Origin of the sequence: Bacteroides sp. 1_1_30 (assembly GCF_020982715.1) — a bacterium.
Classification (GTDB): Bacteria; Bacteroidota; Bacteroidia; order Bacteroidales; family Bacteroidaceae; genus Bacteroides; species Bacteroides xylanisolvens.
In genome coordinates this window covers 19863-36183 of the sequence record NZ_JAJKHN010000033.1, presented here as the reverse complement: position 1 = coordinate 36183, position 16321 = coordinate 19863, and the positions used below count along the sequence as shown (strand labels likewise).

Sequence of the window (16321 nt, the reverse complement as noted above, 5' to 3'; positions counted from 1 at the left end):
TATTTTAGCTTTTTAAAATTTGGATGGTGGATTCAGATCCACATACGGATCTTTGACGGCTGATTCCATCATCGCGTTGATTGTGATTCCTGTGTCTTCTTTATAATTCCTTCTTTTGTTCCATTCACGTATGTCCTTGAGAGTGACATCACGTTTCTTTCTGTTTTGAGGGAAATTACTTTTTCTTTTCCTATCGGCATATTCATCCTTTCTGGCTGCGCTCATCATAGCTTGGATGGCAATGGCTGTCGATTCTTTATATGAAATAGTTTTGTTCATATTTTCTTTTTTTTGATTTTAATCTTTACGCCCTATCTGATACAAAGATACTTTTTTATACTTTTGCACGAAATAAAAATGCAAAATAGTTTATGGAAGATAGAATACAGAAAGCAGTGGAGCTTTTTAAGAGTGGATATAACTGCTCACAGTCGGTGGTAGCGGCTTTTGCAGACATGTATGGATTTACACAGGAACAGGCATTGCGTATGAGTGCTTCTTTTGGCGGGGGCATCGGACGGATGCGTGAAACGTGTGGAGCTGCCTGCGGCATGTTTCTGGTGGCAGGCTTGGAAACCGGTGCTACGGAAGCAACTGACCGGGAAGGAAAAGCTGCCAATTATGCGGTAGTGCAAGAACTGGCGGCTGAATTTAAGAAGCGTAACGGCTCGCTGATTTGTGGCGAATTGTTGGGATTAAAGAAAAAAGAGCCGGTCTCCACTATTCCGGAAGAGCGTACTGCTCAATATTATAGCAAGCGTCCCTGTGCAAAAATGGTTGAAGAAGCGGCAAGAATTTGGTCGGAATATCTCGAAAAGCATCCAAAATGAGCTCCTAAAATGCTTTTTTATTACAAAAACGGTAAAAAAGTGCTCAATAAAGTGTTATATAACATAAAAATAACTATCTTTGCCTCCGAAATAAAATCTGAAAGTCTTTATGGCTGGAAAGATTTTAAGCATGTCTAACTAAAATTGCAAAGCAAATGTTGAAAGAAAAAGCTGGTGTAATTGCAGGTACTATCTGGAATGCACTGAACGAAACAGAAGGAATGACTGCCAAGCAGCTTAAAAAAGCAACTAAATTGGTTGACAAAGATCTGTTTCTCGGCCTTGGCTGGTTATTGAGAGAAGACAAAGTCTCTGTGGAAGAAGTTGAAGGTGAACTCTTCATCAAATTGATCTAAGCGAGTAACTCACTTAAGCAATAAAAAAATGCGTTGGTACATAATCATAATGTTATCAACGCATTTTTTTTTATTCCGCCATTTACGTATCTTTGCACACCAAAAAGATAAAATAATAAGAATTCAGAATGAAGAATATACGCAACTTTTGCATTATTGCTCATATTGACCACGGTAAGTCGACTTTGGCTGACCGTTTGTTGGAGTTTACACATACCATTCAGGTGACTTCCGGGCAGATGCTTGATAATATGGATCTGGAGAAGGAAAGAGGGATCACTATCAAGAGCCATGCTATCCAGATGGAATATACTTATCAGGGTGAAAAGTATATCCTTAACTTGATTGACACCCCGGGACATGTGGACTTTTCGTATGAGGTATCGCGTTCTATTGCTGCGTGTGAAGGTGCGTTGCTGATTGTCGATGCTTCCCAGGGAGTGCAGGCGCAGACGATTTCAAATCTGTATATGGCCATTGAGCATGACCTTGAGATTATTCCGGTGATTAATAAATGTGACATGGCGAGTGCCAATCCCGAAGAAGTGGAAGATGAGATCGTTGAATTGTTGGGCTGCAAACGGGAGGAAGTAATCCGTGCGTCCGGCAAAACGGGGATGGGAGTGGAAGAGATACTGGCGGCTGTGATTGAGCGGATCCCTCATCCGGAAGGAGATGAAGAGGCTCCGTTGCAGGCTTTGATTTTCGACTCTGTATTTAATTCTTTCCGCGGAATTATAGCCTATTTCAAGATCGAAAACGGTATGATTCGCAAGGGAGACAAGGTGAAGTTCTTCAATACGGGAAAAGAGTATGATGCCGATGAAGTAGGGGTGTTGAAAATGGATATGGTGCCTCGTAACGAACTTCGTACGGGAGATGTAGGATATATTATTTCCGGTATCAAAACTTCCAAAGAGGTGAAAGTGGGAGATACCATTACGCATATTGCCCGTCCGTGTGAAAAGGCTATTGCCGGTTTTGAGGAAGTGAAGCCGATGGTATTTGCCGGAGTTTATCCGATTGAAGCGGAGGATTTTGAAGATCTCCGTGCGTCTTTGGAGAAGTTGCAGTTGAATGACGCGTCTTTGACTTTCCAGCCGGAATCTTCGTTGGCTTTGGGTTTTGGCTTCCGTTGTGGTTTCCTCGGATTGCTCCACATGGAGATTGTGCAGGAGCGCTTGGACCGTGAGTTTGATATGAATGTGATTACTACGGTGCCGAACGTTTCTTACCATATATATGATAAGCAAGGTAATATGAAGGAAGTGCATAACCCTGGTGGTATGCCCGACCCGACTATGATTGACCATATCGAAGAGCCGTATATCAAAGCATCTATTATTACTACTACCGATTATATCGGTCCTATCATGACGCTTTGTTTAGGTAAGCGTGGTGAATTGATTAAACAGGAATATATCTCCGGTAACCGGGTGGAAATCTATTATAATATGCCTTTGGGAGAAATTGTGATTGACTTTTATGATAAGTTGAAGAGTATTTCCAAAGGGTATGCTTCGTTTGATTATCATCCGAATGGTTTCCGTACTTCTAAACTGGTGAAGTTGGATATCCTCTTGAACGGTGAGCCTGTGGATGCGCTTTCCACTTTGACGCATATTGACAATGCTTACGATATGGGACGCCGGATGTGTGAGAAGTTGAAGGAACTTATTCCGCGTCAACAGTTTGATATTGCCATTCAGGCAGCTATCGGAGCGAAGATTATTTCTCGCGAAACCATTAAGGCGGTTCGTAAGGATGTGACCGCGAAGTGTTATGGTGGCGACGTGAGCCGTAAACGTAAACTGCTTGAAAAACAGAAAAGAGGTAAAAAACGAATGAAACAAATCGGTAACGTGGAAGTGCCGCAGAAAGCCTTCCTCGCCGTACTGAAGCTGGATTAAAAAACACTGCCGCAAGCAATTTTTCAGAGATATGTTCTGAACAAATTGACTTGCGGTTAGTTTTTAATACACCAGGTGATTGCCTTCTGTCTGCAGAGCTTTCCTTGGCAATCACTTTTTAGGAACAAACAACTATAAATATGAGAAAAGTTCTGTCTTTTTCGGGCTTCCTGATGCTGGGGCTCGTCGTTTCGCAATTCCTGCCGATGATGGCAGGGGATGGCTATGGAGCTGTTAAATCCATATCGAATGTATTGCTCTATGTATGCCTTAGTTTTATAATGATTAATGTAGGCCGTGAATTTGTTCTTGATAAGACACGGTGGAAAAGTTACGCCCAGGATTATTTTATTGCCATGGCTACGGCTGCTTTGCCGTGGTTTATGATTGCCATCTATTATGTGTTTGTATTGCTGCCACCCGATTTTTGGAACAGTTGGGAAGCCTGGAAGGAGAATTTGCTGTTGAGCCGTTTTGCCGCACCGACATCAGCCGGTATTTTGTTTACGATGTTGGCGGCTATCGGGCTAAAGTCCAGTTGGATTTATAAGAAGATACAGGTGTTGGCTATTTTCGATGATTTGGATACGATTCTTTTGATGATTCCTCTTCAGATTATGATGATCGGGCTGCGCTGGCAGTTGATTATTGTGGTGGTGATTGTGTTCCTGTTATTATCGATCGGCTGGCAAAGGCTGAATAAATACGATTGGCGTCAGGATTGGAAGGCTATCCTCTTTTATTCAATAATCATATTTTTGGCTACTCAAATTCTTTATCTCGGTAGTAAGGAATTGTATGGGGAGGAGGGAAGTATTCATATTGAAGTCCTGCTGCCTGCATTTGTGCTGGGTATGATTATGAAACATAAGGAACATGATACGCCCGTGGAACGAAAGGTTTCTACCGGAATTTCATTTTTCTTCATGTTCCTGGTGGGGATGAGTATGCCGCATTTTATTGGTGTGAACTTTGCGGAGACTCATGCAGGTGCTTATTCCGTCACCGGTTCGCAGGAGATGATGTCGTGGGGAATGATTCTGTTTCATGTGGTGATTGTCTCTTTATTGTCGAATATAGGAAAGCTTTGCCCGATGTTCTTTTACCGTGACCGGAAGTTAAGCGAGCGACTGGCTCTTTCCATCGGTATGTTTACCCGTGGTGAGGTAGGAGCCGGAATCATTTTCATTGCATTGGGCTATAACTTGGGTGGTCCGGCGTTGGTAATTTCTGTTCTTACCTTGGTACTGAATCTGATTTTGACAGGAATTTTTGTACTTTGGGTCAAAAATCTTGCTTTAAGGAGTTATACTAATTAGAAAATTCTGTATATTGCAAAACTAATATTATAAAAACATTTCGTTATGACTATTTTGCGGACTATGCGGAACTTCTCGTCTATGAATATCACGGCGAGTATTCTTTTATTCCTGGCTGCTATCTCGGCAGCCATTATTGCGAACTCTTCTGTGGCTCCGGTATATCAGGAATTTTTGTCGCATGAACTTCATTTACAGATAGGAAATTTTAATTTGCTTTCGCATGGTGGGGAAAATCTGCGAATGATTGAGTTTATCAATGATGGTTTGATGACGATTTTCTTTTTATTGGTTGGACTGGAAATCAAACGTGAGCTATTGGTAGGTGAGCTTTCCTCTTTCCGTAAGGCGGTGTTGCCTTTCATTGCCGCTTGTGGTGGGATGTTGTTGCCTGTGATGATCTATTCGCTTATTTGTGTTCCGGGTAGTGAAGGCGGACATGGACTCGCCATTCCTATGGCTACGGATATTGCTTTTTCATTGGGGGTGTTGAGCTTATTAGGTAGCCGTGTGCCGTTGAGTTTGAAGATTTTTTTGACTGCTTTTGCGGTAGTCGATGATATCGGGGGAATTTTGGTGATCGCTCTTTTTTATAGTTCACATGTTGCCTATGGTTATCTTTTGGTAGCTATACTTTTTTATATTTTACTTTATTTTATAGGAAAGTATGGAACGACAAATAAGGTATTCTTCTTGGTGATTGGAGTGATTATCTGGTATTTATTTTTGCAATCCGGTATTCATAGCACTATTTCGGGAGTTATTCTTGCTTTTGTTATTCCCGCTAAACCTCGTCTGAATGTAGGGAAGTACATCGAAAAAATTCGTCATACCATTGCCGGTTTTCCGGCAATGCAATCTGAAAGCATTGTGCTGACTAATGAGCAAATAGCCAAGTTGAAAGAGGTCGAATCGGCTTCCGACCGTGTAATTAGTCCGTTGCAGTCATTAGAAGATAATTTGCATGGAACAGTCAATTATTTGATTCTTCCTCTTTTTGCATTTGTCAATGCCGGCGTTGTGTTTAGTGGGGGAGGCGAATTAGTGGGAGCTGTCAGTATTGCTGTTGCTGCCGGTCTGTTACTGGGAAAATTTATTGGAATATATTTCTTTACCTGGCTGGCTATAAAAATAAGATTGACTCCCATGCCTTTAGGGATGACCTGGAAGAATCTTTCCGGAGTTGCATTGTTGGGAGGTATTGGCTTTACTGTATCACTCTTTATCGCTAATCTTTCTTTTGGGGTAGACTATCCTGTATTATTGAATCAGGCCAAATTTGGTGTATTGACCGGAACCGTACTTTCCGGCTTACTGGGATATGTCGTACTTCGGATTTCGCTTTAATCTGTCGATTCATCGTCTCCATCATCTATCGGAAGAATTTTCATGCTTTCTTCATGTGGCAATTGTTCAACTTGGCGGAGTTTTCGTTCGATAGCGCGAGTCCGCTTACCCATTACTTCTTCTAGTTGGTCGCCGGCATTTTGAAGGTTTTTCTGTACTTTTTCGAGTAGTCCTCCGAATTTGCTGAATTCTGTTTTTACAGCTCCTAATACCGTCCAAACCTCTCCCGTTCGCTTTTGAATAGCTAACGTGCGGAATCCCATTTGCAGGCTATTTAGGATAGCCCCTAGTGTAGTAGGTCCTGTGACAACTATTTTGTAATCTTTTTGCAGAGTTTCTACCAGGCTTGTTCTTCGGATTACTTCGGCATAAATGCTTTCAAAAGGCAGAAACATAATGGCGAAGTCTGTGGTAAAAGGAGGATCTACATATTTGTCGTGAATGTCTTTTGCCATTTTTTTGATGGTTGTTTCCAATTGCTTGCCGGACGATTCTATCAATGCAGTATCTCCTGCTTCAAAAGCATCATAATATTGTTCGTACACATCTTTGGGAAATTTAGCGTCGATAGGCAGATAGACGGTGCTGTTCGCATCATCCTTTCCCGGAAGTTTGATTGCAAACTCAACGAATTCGGTTCCGCTTTTCTTGGTTTTTACATTAGCGTCGTATTGTTCCGGACTCATCATCTGCTCTAATAATGCTCCTAACTGAACTTCGCCGAATGTACCACGCATTTTTACATTGCTCAACACCTTCTTTAATCCGCCTACGTCTTGAGCCAGAGATTTCATTTCGCCTAGTCCTTTCTGCACATTCTCAAGTTGTGAGCGGACAATTTCAAATGATTGGCCAATGCGTTCGTTCAATGTCTTTTGCAATTTTTCTTCCACCATTGTCCTCATGTCATCCAACCTCTTTTCGGTCGATTTAATCAATGATTCCTGTTGACGGGCCATCATATCGAATTTATGACGCTGCAGCTCTCCGTTAGTCAACATATTTTTGTGCAATGCATCTTGCAATTGCTGCATATTCTGATTCAGCGTTTGAGTCATCTCCAAGCGGAGTTCCCGGATGCTGCGATTCAGTTCTTCGCGATTCTCCTGCATTTGTTGGCGCAAAGCTGTTTGCAGTTGTTCCGCTTGCGTTTGATTATTACCTTTTGTAAGTGACAGTATTAGTAAGACTATCACTAATGCGGCAACAACGATAAGTAAAATTAATTCCATTAATAAGTAAGAATTTCGTTTCCGGTTTCAGTAATCAGAATCATGTTTTCCCATTGGGCGGAAGGTAGTCCATCGTCGGTGCAGACAGTCCATCCGTCGGCATCATCTATAAAGACTTCGTAGGTTCCCATGTTAATCATGGGTTCGATGGTGAAGGTCATTCCCGGTACGATCATCATGCCCGTACCCCGTCGGCCGAAATGTTCTACGTCCGGTTCTTCATGGAATTGCATACCTACGCCATGTCCGCAGAGATCACGAACTACGCTGAAACCGTTCTTTTCTGCATGTTCCTGGATGGCGGCGCCTACATCACCCAGTTGTTTCCAGGGTTGTGCGGCGGCAATACCTATTTCCATGCACTCTTTGGTGACCTGTACTAATCTTTGCATGTCAGGATTGACATCGCCAATCATAAACATACGGGATGCATCGGAGAAATATCCTTTGTAAATGGTAGAAACGTCCACATTGATAATGTCTCCGCTTTTTAGAATCTCATTTTTGTTGGGAATACCGTGACAAACCACGTCGTTAATGCTTGTGCATACACTTTTAGGAAATCCTTCGTAGTTGAGTGGGGCAGGGATAGCACCGTGGCTGGTGGTGAAATCATATACTAATACATCAATCTCTTCAGTAGACATTCCTTCGCGAATATTTTCTGAAATATAGTCTAACAGTGCAGTATTGATTTTGGCACTTTCCCGGATACCTTCCAATTGTTCGGGGGTACGGAGTACTTTACGCGGTGGAAGTTTGTAACCTTGTTTTCTGTATTTCTGTATTTTTGCTTCTACTTCTGCCGGATAATTAGAGGGGGTAAACCGGAATCCCTTGATAAAGTTCTTCATTATGATAGCATATTTAATCGTATGACAAAGGTACGAGAATAAATGGAAAATATGCTTTCTTGCTTTCTAAAACTTTTCGATCCTCAATTATCAATAGGATTTACCATTCGTATGAAACGCTAACTTGAGGTATCCATTCCCATCTTTTTCGTATAGCATTATATTGGTATTGCATCCCTGTTTTGATTTTCCAGTTTTTATTTATTTTGAAAACGACATTACTTCCTAATTTGGTTGGTTCCACTTCGGAGGGGAGCCCTCGGTATCTTCGGGTATCGAGGTTTTGTGAACCATATATGTCGAGAGACCATCTGGAGGATAATTTATATTCCATTTGGCTTTGGATATGGAAATGATTGGAATTTTCTGCAAAGTCGCTTTTACTATGCAGGATAAGGTTCTTGTTTATTCTTAACCAGGAATAAGTGGGTAAAAAGGTGGAACCTGGCTTTTGGAACATCTTGTATGTGTGAATAGAAGGTCTCGAAAAGATTGTGGAAGATTTTAAAGTGGGTAGTGTGGGATCAAAATCTACAAATGGTTTTCGAGAGTACATTTTTTGCTCTATTTTTTCGATAAGCTTTCTGTTTTTCTTGATTTCCTGATCGGATTCCAACATTTGCTGAAGTCTCAATGAGTCCTGTTTGCTCCATTCTTGCCCTGTTGCGGATAAGGGGAACAATAATAAACAAAGAATATTCAATTGATATTTCCGAATGTCCATACACTGTGCTAGTAAAGTTTATTGTATGGACGGTGAAAAACAGGATATGCTGCTTTGAACGATTAGTGAATAGTAATTATTTCACATAATATGGGAATACTTTTCTTTTGTTTATGATAATTTTCTAGCTTTGAAAACCGGTTGTATCTTCTGAATTTCCGATTCAAAGCCAAACCAGTAGCCATGTCCTTCTTCATCGACAGGGAGGAAACATAGTCGTAGATTTTCACGGTATGCACCGTATACTACTTCCCAACTTTCAGGAGGTAACTGTCTTTTGGTTCTTACTTTTTCTGCCGGAGCTTTTTTTAATGACATACCTGCTTCTATCCATGCAATACTGACTTGTGTCAGGTAGTCGGGATAATGATTCTTGCAGAAATCATAAAGGATTAATCCTCTTCTTTCCAAGCTAAGAGGAGTGTCGATGACATCTGTCCGGACCAGATGGTCGAGTAGGTCATGTATGAAATGGGGGTTCTCCAAAATTAGTATACGGGTGATATTTCGCCAGGTAGGAGTGTTATAGAAACCGTCTAACAGGCGTGACAGATAATGGGCTGTTTGTAACTCATCTACCGTGATTTCACGGGTTTGAAGTACTTCGTATGGAGGAAGTGGAGAATACTGTATACCTAATTCATCCGCTCTTCTTCGCATTTCGGTGCCCGGAAGTAATTTCAGAGATTCCAGTTGGATTTCTCCTGCGCCATACTCGGTTAAGGTACGGACGTCGTCGAAAATCTCTGATAGATGGTAGAGTGGGAGCCCGGCTATCAAGTCGGCATGAGTTTCCATGTTTTCAAGTGAACATAGATAGTGGAGTCCGGCCAAAGCATCGGAGAGTTTTCCTATTCTTCGACTTTGTTCAAGCACGTTTTCCCGAAGGCTTTGGATACCGGCTTCCAGGTGCAGCAGACCTTTAGGCAGAGTGGCTAATTCCTGTTTGAGTTCATCGGAAAGTAGTGCCGGATGAATTTCCAGATGGAAACAGATGTCCGGGTATTCGCGGAATAAGTTTAATAGCTCTTTTGCCCGTTTATTATTGTAATTGAAAGTACGATCCAGTACTCGCACGTTTTTGATTCCGTGTTCGTGTATCACGTCGAGACGTTCTTTGATTGCTTCGAGAGATAAGGTACGAACCGGCTTTTCACCTCCACTGACACAAAAAGCACAGGTGTTAAAACATCCCCGGGTAGTTTCTAACTGCACAAATGGTTTGCTCCAATTGAAGAAACGGCTTTTTTCAGGAGGAACCAATTCAGAAAAGTTCATGACACGGGCAAGTCCGTTGTCCTGATATTCTCCTGATTCATTCAGGTAACAAAGTCCTGTGATTGATTTCCATTCCTTTCTTGGCTGATTCCACACTTTTAACCATAATGGAAATACTTCTTCGCCTTCTCCGCGAAACACTCCGCTTACAAATTTGTTCTTATATAAGAAAGCTTCATTATCTCCTAAAAATTCGGGACCTCCGAGTATAACACAGCAGTGAGGTAGTAATGCTTTTGCGCGTGAAACAATGTGCAGGAGTTGCTCATGATTGAATAGCCAATTGGTAGCTGCAATGATATCCGGTTGATGGCGGTAGATTTGATTGACGACACTGCCAGTGTTTTCATTGATCGTAGCGGAGACGGTACACCATTCAATGTCTGTATTATTTGCTATTTGGGCATGTAAGGCAGGTAATGCCAACGAAGAATGAGCGTACGAACTATTTAAATCAAGCCAAAGAAGTTTCATGTGGAAATTTTAATATTATCTTTGCAAAGGTACAAAAAACTTGTGGCTTGTAATGTATAGTAAATAAAAAACGCTAATTTTGTATTAATAAACGCAATAAACTAGAGAATTATGGAAATGATAAAGAAATATGCGGGTATCTTGATGATGCTGACTTTATTGGTTGGCTTTACTTCGTGTGAAGACGATGAAGATATTTATGACGATTTGATGGGACGTACTTGGGTTGGTGATTTATGGTTTGGTTCTGACAATAATCCGATAGAAAGTGGTATTCGTTTGGATAACAATGGTTTGGGAATAGATTACCAAGTCTTTGACTACGATGGTAGACCTGCCGGTGATTTGCCATTCCGTTGGTGGGTGGATTATGGAACATTGTATCTTGATTATGGTTATGATTTTGCTTTACGTGAGATTAGAGGTGTTCGTGTTAGAGGTCGTTATTTGCAAGGTGATTTGTATCTTGATGGAGGATATATTGATTATATTGAGTTGCAGATGCAATAGAATAAATTATAATTTAAATAGAAAAGGAGTTATATCAATCGATATAACTCCTTTTCTATTTTGAGCATATTGTTTTATTTTTTTAGAAACAACTTCTTAAATTCCGCCGGATAAGGCGTCTCGAACTCCATTAAATCTCCCGTTACCGGATGATAGAAACAAAGTTTGAAGGCATGGAGTGCCAATCGTCCGATAGGGTTGGGAGAATCTTCTCTTCCATATCTTCCGTCGCCGATAATAGGATGGCCTAAATCCTGCATGTGTACACGAATCTGATTCTTTCGGCCAGTTTCCAAATCGAGTTCCAACAGAGAATATCCGTTAGCGCGTTTGATTGTCTTATAGTGGGTAATAGATTTTGATCCACCGTCATCATATTCACTGGAACTTACGTAAAGCGTTTTATCAGTCAGCCAGGAAACGACTGTATCATAATCTTTTTCCATACTACCTTCCACTACAGCTACATATCGGCGGTCGGTCACTATCTCATGCCAGTTGTCGCGTAGCGTCCGCTGTGTTTTTTCGTCTTTGGCAAACATCATCAGACCGGAAGTATCTCTATCTAAGCGGTGAACGATAAACACACGGAATTGACGTCCGGAGCGTTGCACATATTCATTCAGTATCGTGTAGGCAGTGCGCTCTTTCTGACGCTCCGTATTGACGGATAGAAGTCCTTGCATCTTTTCGACGACAATGATATAGGCGTCTTCATATACAATCTTCAGCAATCTGTTATTAAATTCTTTCTTTCCCTTTTGCTTGCTAATTTTCACTTTCATGCCTGCTTCAAGGGGAAAGTTGAATTGCGTGGTTATCACATTATCAACAAACACGACCCGCTTGCTTAACAACGATTTTAATTTCGTGCGACTTGCATCCGGCATCTTGGCAGCCAGGAACTCCATTAATTCCATGGGCTCTTTGACTGCATAATTGGTATATTGAGCACGTGCTTTTTCAGCAGGAGTTCTTCTAGGTCTTTTTTTCATTTCTTTTTTCTTTTGAGAATTTATTTTTCACCACAGATTACACAGATTAACACAGATTTTTATTACTGATTATTATAATCTGTGCTAATCTGTGGTGAACTCTTTATCGAAGTTCCAGCAACACCACATTTTCTACGTGGTGAGTGTGAGGGAACATATCTACGGGTTGAACAGCCTTCACCTTATACTTTTCATCCAGTAATTGCAGATCCCGCGCTTGAGTAGCAGGATTACAACTAACATATACAATTCGTTTCGGTTCCGCAAACAAAATGACATCAATCACATCCTGGTGCATACCGGCACGGGGAGGGTCTGTGATGATTACGTCGGGGCGTCCATGCTGATTGATGAAATCCTGCGTCAGCATATCTTTCATATCACCGGCATAAAAAATTGCGTTCTTGATATCATTGATCTCTGCATTCACCTTTGCGTCTTCAATAGCTTCCGGCACGTATTCGATACCGATCACCTGACGGGCTTGGCGTGAAACGAAATTGGCAATTGTTCCTGTTCCTGTATAAAGGTCATATACCAGTTCGTTTCCTGTTAATCCGGCAAAGTTACGGGCTATCTTATATAAATTATAAGCCTGTTCCGAGTTAGTCTGATAGAATGATTTCGGGCCGACCTTGAAACGCAGGCCTTCCATCTCTTCAAAGATGTGGTCTTTCCCTTTAAATACGTGAACGTCCAAATCGTTGATGGTATCGTTGCACTTATTATTAATAATGTATAGAAGCGAAGTGATTTCGGGGAAAGAGTCCGCTACGAATTGGAGTAATTGCTTGAACAGTTCCATTTCGTGATCTTCTGTAATCTTGCAAATGACGATTACCATCAGTTCCCCTGTGGAAGATGTGCGTATAATCATATTCCGCAGCATACCTTCCTGTGTGCGCAGATTGATGAAAGAATAATCGTGTTCGTAAGCGTAGTCACGTACTGCGTTCCGGATGCGGTTGGATATATCATCCTGCAACCAGCATTTCTCAATAGCCAGTACTTTGTCGAACGCTCCCGGAATGTGGAAACCTACCGCATTCATCTGATCGTATTTCACGTCCTGACGAACTTCCTCGTTTGTCAACCAGCGCTTATTTGAAAAGGTGAATTCCAGTTTGTTTCTGTAAAACTCCGTTTTGTCAGAACCGAGAATCGGAGAAATCTCGGGAAGTTCGATCTTTCCAATACGTCTCAAATTATCTTCCACTTGCTTTTGCTTATATCTGATCTGCTCTAAATAGGGGAGCACTTGCCACTTGCAGCCACCGCATACGCCATAATGTTGGCAGAAAGGAACAGCGCGATTGGGCGACAGCTCGTGAAACTTTACCGCTTCAGCTTCGGCATATTTATTCTTTTTACGCTTGATTTGCAGGTCTACAACATCACCCGGCACTACATAGGGAACAAAAATCACCAGGTCGTTTACTTTTGCGATGGCTTTTCCTTCGGCAGCCACATCCATGATTGTTACCTTCTCCAATAAGGGAAGCTCTTTTTTCTTTCTTGCCACTTTTACACCAGTCTAATAATTACTTTGCAAAAGTAGGTATTTTTTTTGGAAAAAATTCGGGTATACAGAATTATTCCGGATTGTAATGTCGAAATTGCATTTTGATAGAAAGTTTTTTCGCAAAAAGTTTTCAAGTTTGAGAAATATCCTTAGATTTGCGAACAGAAAAAAGTCATAATGTAACTTTAAACACAATATTATGGATAAAAAAAGAGTTTATACCTTTGGTAATGGTCAGGCAGAAGGAAAGGCTGACATGAAGAATTTGCTCGGTGGTAAGGGAGCCAACCTTGCTGAAATGAATTTAATCGGAATTCCTGTCCCTCCCGGATTCACAATAACTACAGATGTTTGTACGGAATACAATACGTTAGGACGTGATAAAGTGGTTGAGTTGCTGAAAGATGAAGTTGTAAAAGCGATCGCTCATGTGGAAGCGTTGATGAAATCTAAATTCGGTGATGTTGAAAATCCTTTGTTGGTATCTGTACGTTCCGGTGCACGCGCATCTATGCCGGGTATGATGGATACGATCCTGAACCTCGGATTGAATGATGAAGTGGTGGAAGGTATTATCCGTAAAACGGGTAATGCACGTTTTGCATGGGACTCTTATCGTCGTTTTGTACAGATGTACGGTGACGTTGTGTTGGGCATGAAGCCTACCAATAAAGATGATATTGACCCGTTCGAAGCTATCATCGAAGAGGTGAAGAAAGCGAAAGGGGTAGAACTGGATAACGAGTTGAAAGTGGAAGACTTGCAGGAACTCGTAAAGAAATTCAAGGCCGCTGTAAGAGAACAGACCGGAAAAGATTTCCCGACTGGTGCATACGAACAACTTTGGGGAGCTATCTGTGCTGTATTTGATTCATGGATGAATGAACGCGCTATTCTTTATCGTAAGATGGAAGGTATACCTGATGAATGGGGTACAGCTGTCAATGTACAGGCTATGGTGTTCGGTAATATGGGTGATACATCGGCTACAGGTGTTTGTTTCTCACGAGATGCCGGTACAGGCGAAGATCTTTTCAATGGTGAATACCTGATTAACGCACAAGGTGAAGATGTAGTGGCAGGTATCCGTACTCCACAGCAGATCACTAAGATTGGTTCTCAACGTTGGGCTGTATTGGCTGGCATTACCGAAGATGTTCGTGCTGCTAAATTCCCTTCAATGGAAGAAGCAATGCCGGAAATCTATAAAGAACTGGATGCTCTTCAGACTAAACTGGAAAATCATTATAAAGATATGCAGGACATGGAGTTCACCGTACAGGAAGGTAAACTCTGGTTCCTCCAGACACGTAACGGTAAGCGTACAGGTGCTGCCATGGTAAAGATTGCTATGGACTTGCTCCGTCAGGGTATGATTGACGAAAAGACTGCTTTGATGCGCGTGGAACCGAATAAACTTGATGAATTGCTCCACCCTGTATTCGATAAGGATGCTTTGAAGAAAGCCAAAGTGTTGACCCGTGGTCTTCCGGCTTCTCCGGGTGCTGCAACCGGTCAGATCGTATTCTTTGCTGATGACGCTGCCGAATGGCATGCTGCCGGTAAACGTGTGGTGATGGTGCGTATCGAAACTTCTCCAGAAGACTTGGCCGGTATGGCAGTGGCCGAAGGTATTCTTACGGCTCGTGGAGGTATGACTTCTCACGCGGCTGTTGTGGCTCGTGGTATGGGTAAATGCTGCGTATCGGGTGCAGGTGCATTGAACATTGATTATAAAAACCGTACGGTAGAGATTGATGGTGTGTTGCTGAAAGAAGGTGACTATATCTCTTTGAACGGAAGTACAGGTGTAGTATATAATGGTAAGGTAGAAACGAAAGCTGCAGAGCTTTCCGGCAACTTTGCCGAATTAATGACACTGGCTGATAAATATACTCGTTTGCAGGTACGTACCAATGCGGACACTCCTCATGATGCGGAAGTTGCACGTAACTTCGGTGCAGTAGGTATCGGCCTTTGCCGTACAGAACACATGTTCTTCGAAGGCGAAAAGATCAAAGCAATGCGTGAAATGATCCTGGCGGAAAATGCAGAAGGACGTCGGAAAGCATTGGCTAAGATTCTTCCATATCAACAAGAAGACTTCAAAGGTATCTTTAAAGCAATGGCTGGTTGCCCGGTAACCGTTCGTTTGCTTGATCCTCCTTTGCATGAGTTCGTTCCTCACGATTTGAAGGGACAGCAAGAAATGGCGGATACGATGGGTGTAAGCCTGCAATATATCCAGCAACGTGTAGAATCACTGTGTGAACATAACCCGATGTTGGGTCACCGTGGTTGCCGTTTAGGAAATACTTATCCTGAAATTACTCAAATGCAGACACGTGCAATTTTGGGTGCTGCATTGGAACTGAAGAAAGAAGGAGTGGAAACTCATCCGGAAATCATGGTTCCGTTAACCGGTATCTTGTATGAATTCAAGGAGCAGGAAAATGTGATTCGCTCGGAAGCTAAGAAATTGTTTGAGGAAGTAGGAGATAGTATTGACTTCAAAGTAGGTACAATGATCGAGATCCCGCGTGCTGCTTTGACTGCCGACCGTATTGCTTCTTCTGCCGAGTTCTTCTCATTCGGTACAAATGACTTGACGCAGATGACCTTCGGTTATTCTCGTGATGATATAGCTTCTTTCCTTCCTGTTTATCTGGAAAAGAAGATTTTGAAAGTAGACCCGTTCCAGGTTCTCGACCAGAATGGTGTGGGACAGCTGGTACGTATGGCGACAGAAAAAGGCCGTGCTATCCGTCCGGATTTGAAATGTGGTATCTGTGGTGAACATGGTGGTGAGCCTTCTTCTGTGAAGTTCTGTCACCGGGTAGGTTTGAACTACGTTAGTTGTTCTCCATTTAGAGTGCCGATTGCCAGACTGGCGGCGGCGCAGGCAGCGATAGAAGGATAGTCAAATACGCTGGTTAGGTACTTAACTATCTGATAAATAGACTGTAAATA

14 protein-coding genes are annotated in these 16321 nt (G+C 42.0%); 7 read left to right on the top strand and 7 right to left on the bottom strand.

Features of this window, described 5'->3' with window-relative positions; all coding sequences use genetic code 11:
• Nucleotides 1–12: 12 nt before the first annotated feature.
• Nucleotides 13–279: a hypothetical protein gene (locus LPH68_RS11715; protein ID WP_008643710.1), complete on the bottom strand. Its 267-nt coding sequence runs from the start codon at nucleotides 277–279 to the stop codon at nucleotides 13–15.
• Between the two features lie 92 nt (nucleotides 280–371).
• Between LPH68_RS11715 and LPH68_RS11710 the strand changes: the two genes are divergently transcribed.
• The 5 genes from LPH68_RS11710 (at nucleotide 372) to nhaA (ending at nucleotide 5762) form a co-directional block, all read left to right on the top strand.
• Nucleotides 372–830, top strand: a complete 459-nt coding sequence (locus tag LPH68_RS11710) for a C-GCAxxG-C-C family protein (RefSeq protein ID WP_004312774.1) — start codon at nucleotides 372–374, stop codon at nucleotides 828–830.
• A 155-nt stretch (nucleotides 831–985) separates the two neighbouring features.
• Nucleotides 986–1186 (top strand): winged helix-turn-helix domain-containing protein, encoded by a 201-nt coding sequence (locus tag LPH68_RS11705; RefSeq protein ID WP_004295603.1) that lies wholly within the window; start codon nucleotides 986–988, stop codon nucleotides 1184–1186.
• Nucleotides 1187–1314: 128 nt separating this feature from the next.
• Nucleotides 1315–3096 (top strand): translation elongation factor 4, encoded by a 1782-nt coding sequence (lepA, locus tag LPH68_RS11700; RefSeq protein ID WP_004312779.1) that lies wholly within the window; start codon nucleotides 1315–1317, stop codon nucleotides 3094–3096.
• Between the two features lie 140 nt (nucleotides 3097–3236).
• On the top strand, nucleotides 3237–4415 hold the full coding sequence (locus LPH68_RS11695; protein WP_120144364.1) for a sodium:proton antiporter: 1179 nt from the start codon (nucleotides 3237–3239) through the stop codon (nucleotides 4413–4415).
• A 45-nt stretch (nucleotides 4416–4460) separates the two neighbouring features.
• Entirely contained in the window at nucleotides 4461–5762 is a 1302-nt protein-coding gene (nhaA, locus tag LPH68_RS11690; RefSeq protein WP_008022684.1) for a Na+/H+ antiporter NhaA, read from the top strand.
• Here the strand turns inward: nhaA and LPH68_RS11685 are convergent.
• The 4 genes from LPH68_RS11685 to LPH68_RS11670 all read right to left on the bottom strand — a co-directional run bounded on the left by LPH68_RS11685 (nucleotide 5759) and on the right by LPH68_RS11670 (nucleotide 10324).
• Nucleotides 5759–6994: a DNA recombination protein RmuC gene (locus tag LPH68_RS11685; RefSeq protein ID WP_118408516.1), complete on the bottom strand. Its 1236-nt coding sequence runs from the start codon at nucleotides 6992–6994 to the stop codon at nucleotides 5759–5761. The genes nhaA and LPH68_RS11685 overlap by 4 nt on opposite strands.
• Nucleotides 6994–7848 carry a type I methionyl aminopeptidase gene (gene map, locus LPH68_RS11680; RefSeq protein ID WP_008643702.1) on the bottom strand — a complete coding sequence of 285 codons (855 nt, stop codon included), beginning with the start codon at nucleotides 7846–7848 and terminating at the stop codon, nucleotides 6994–6996. The genes LPH68_RS11685 and map overlap by 1 nt, the downstream gene beginning before the upstream one ends.
• 100 nt (nucleotides 7849–7948) lie before the next feature.
• On the bottom strand, nucleotides 7949–8572 hold the full coding sequence (locus LPH68_RS11675; RefSeq protein ID WP_118408867.1) for a DUF4858 domain-containing protein: 624 nt from the start codon (nucleotides 8570–8572) through the stop codon (nucleotides 7949–7951).
• 111 nt (nucleotides 8573–8683) lie between these two features.
• Nucleotides 8684–10324 (bottom strand): B12-binding domain-containing radical SAM protein, encoded by a 1641-nt coding sequence (locus LPH68_RS11670; protein ID WP_008643700.1) that lies wholly within the window; start codon nucleotides 10322–10324, stop codon nucleotides 8684–8686.
• Nucleotides 10325–10435: 111 nt separating this feature from the next.
• Between LPH68_RS11670 and LPH68_RS11665 the strand changes: the two genes are divergently transcribed.
• The gene (locus LPH68_RS11665; RefSeq protein ID WP_008022678.1) at nucleotides 10436–10834 is read left to right on the top strand and encodes a hypothetical protein; all 399 of its coding nucleotides are present in this window, start codon (nucleotides 10436–10438) and stop codon (nucleotides 10832–10834) included.
• A 74-nt stretch (nucleotides 10835–10908) separates the two neighbouring features.
• Here the strand turns inward: LPH68_RS11665 and LPH68_RS11660 are convergent, their stop codons facing one another.
• Together LPH68_RS11660 and rlmD are read right to left on the bottom strand one after the other, a co-directional pair.
• Nucleotides 10909–11829, bottom strand: a complete 921-nt coding sequence (locus tag LPH68_RS11660) for an RluA family pseudouridine synthase (protein ID WP_004312314.1) — start codon at nucleotides 11827–11829, stop codon at nucleotides 10909–10911.
• Nucleotides 11830–11932: 103 nt separating this feature from the next.
• Entirely contained in the window at nucleotides 11933–13303 is a 1371-nt protein-coding gene (gene rlmD / locus LPH68_RS11655) for a 23S rRNA (uracil(1939)-C(5))-methyltransferase RlmD (RefSeq protein WP_229077641.1), read from the bottom strand.
• A gap of 247 nt (nucleotides 13304–13550) precedes the next feature.
• Here rlmD and ppdK point away from each other — a divergent pair, with 247 nt between their 5' ends.
• Nucleotides 13551–16271: a pyruvate, phosphate dikinase gene (gene ppdK, locus LPH68_RS11650; protein ID WP_230296940.1), complete on the top strand. Its 2721-nt coding sequence runs from the start codon at nucleotides 13551–13553 to the stop codon at nucleotides 16269–16271.
• Nucleotides 16272–16321 lie beyond the last annotated feature (50 nt).

Coding starts and splice junctions, on each gene's coding strand:
- LPH68_RS11715 (WP_008643710.1), bottom strand. CDS start 279: ATGAACAAAACTATTTCATATAAAGAATCGACAGCCATTGCCATCCAA.
- LPH68_RS11710 (WP_004312774.1), top strand. CDS start 372: ATGGAAGATAGAATACAGAAAGCAGTGGAGCTTTTTAAGAGTGGATAT.
- LPH68_RS11705 (WP_004295603.1), top strand. CDS start 986: ATGTTGAAAGAAAAAGCTGGTGTAATTGCAGGTACTATCTGGAATGCA.
- lepA (WP_004312779.1), top strand. CDS start 1,315: ATGAAGAATATACGCAACTTTTGCATTATTGCTCATATTGACCACGGT.
- LPH68_RS11695 (WP_120144364.1), top strand. CDS start 3,237: ATGAGAAAAGTTCTGTCTTTTTCGGGCTTCCTGATGCTGGGGCTCGTC.
- nhaA (WP_008022684.1), top strand. CDS start 4,461: ATGACTATTTTGCGGACTATGCGGAACTTCTCGTCTATGAATATCACG.
- LPH68_RS11685 (WP_118408516.1), bottom strand. CDS start 6,994: ATGGAATTAATTTTACTTATCGTTGTTGCCGCATTAGTGATAGTCTTA.
- map (WP_008643702.1), bottom strand. CDS start 7,848: ATGAAGAACTTTATCAAGGGATTCCGGTTTACCCCCTCTAATTATCCG.
- LPH68_RS11675 (WP_118408867.1), bottom strand. CDS start 8,572: ATGGACATTCGGAAATATCAATTGAATATTCTTTGTTTATTATTGTTC.
- LPH68_RS11670 (WP_008643700.1), bottom strand. CDS start 10,324: ATGAAACTTCTTTGGCTTGATTTAAATAGTTCGTACGCTCATTCTTCG.
- LPH68_RS11665 (WP_008022678.1), top strand. CDS start 10,436: ATGGAAATGATAAAGAAATATGCGGGTATCTTGATGATGCTGACTTTA.
- LPH68_RS11660 (WP_004312314.1), bottom strand. CDS start 11,829: ATGAAAAAAAGACCTAGAAGAACTCCTGCTGAAAAAGCACGTGCTCAA.
- rlmD (WP_229077641.1), bottom strand. CDS start 13,303: ATGGATGTGGCTGCCGAAGGAAAAGCCATCGCAAAAGTAAACGACCTG.
- ppdK (WP_230296940.1), top strand. CDS start 13,551: ATGGATAAAAAAAGAGTTTATACCTTTGGTAATGGTCAGGCAGAAGGA.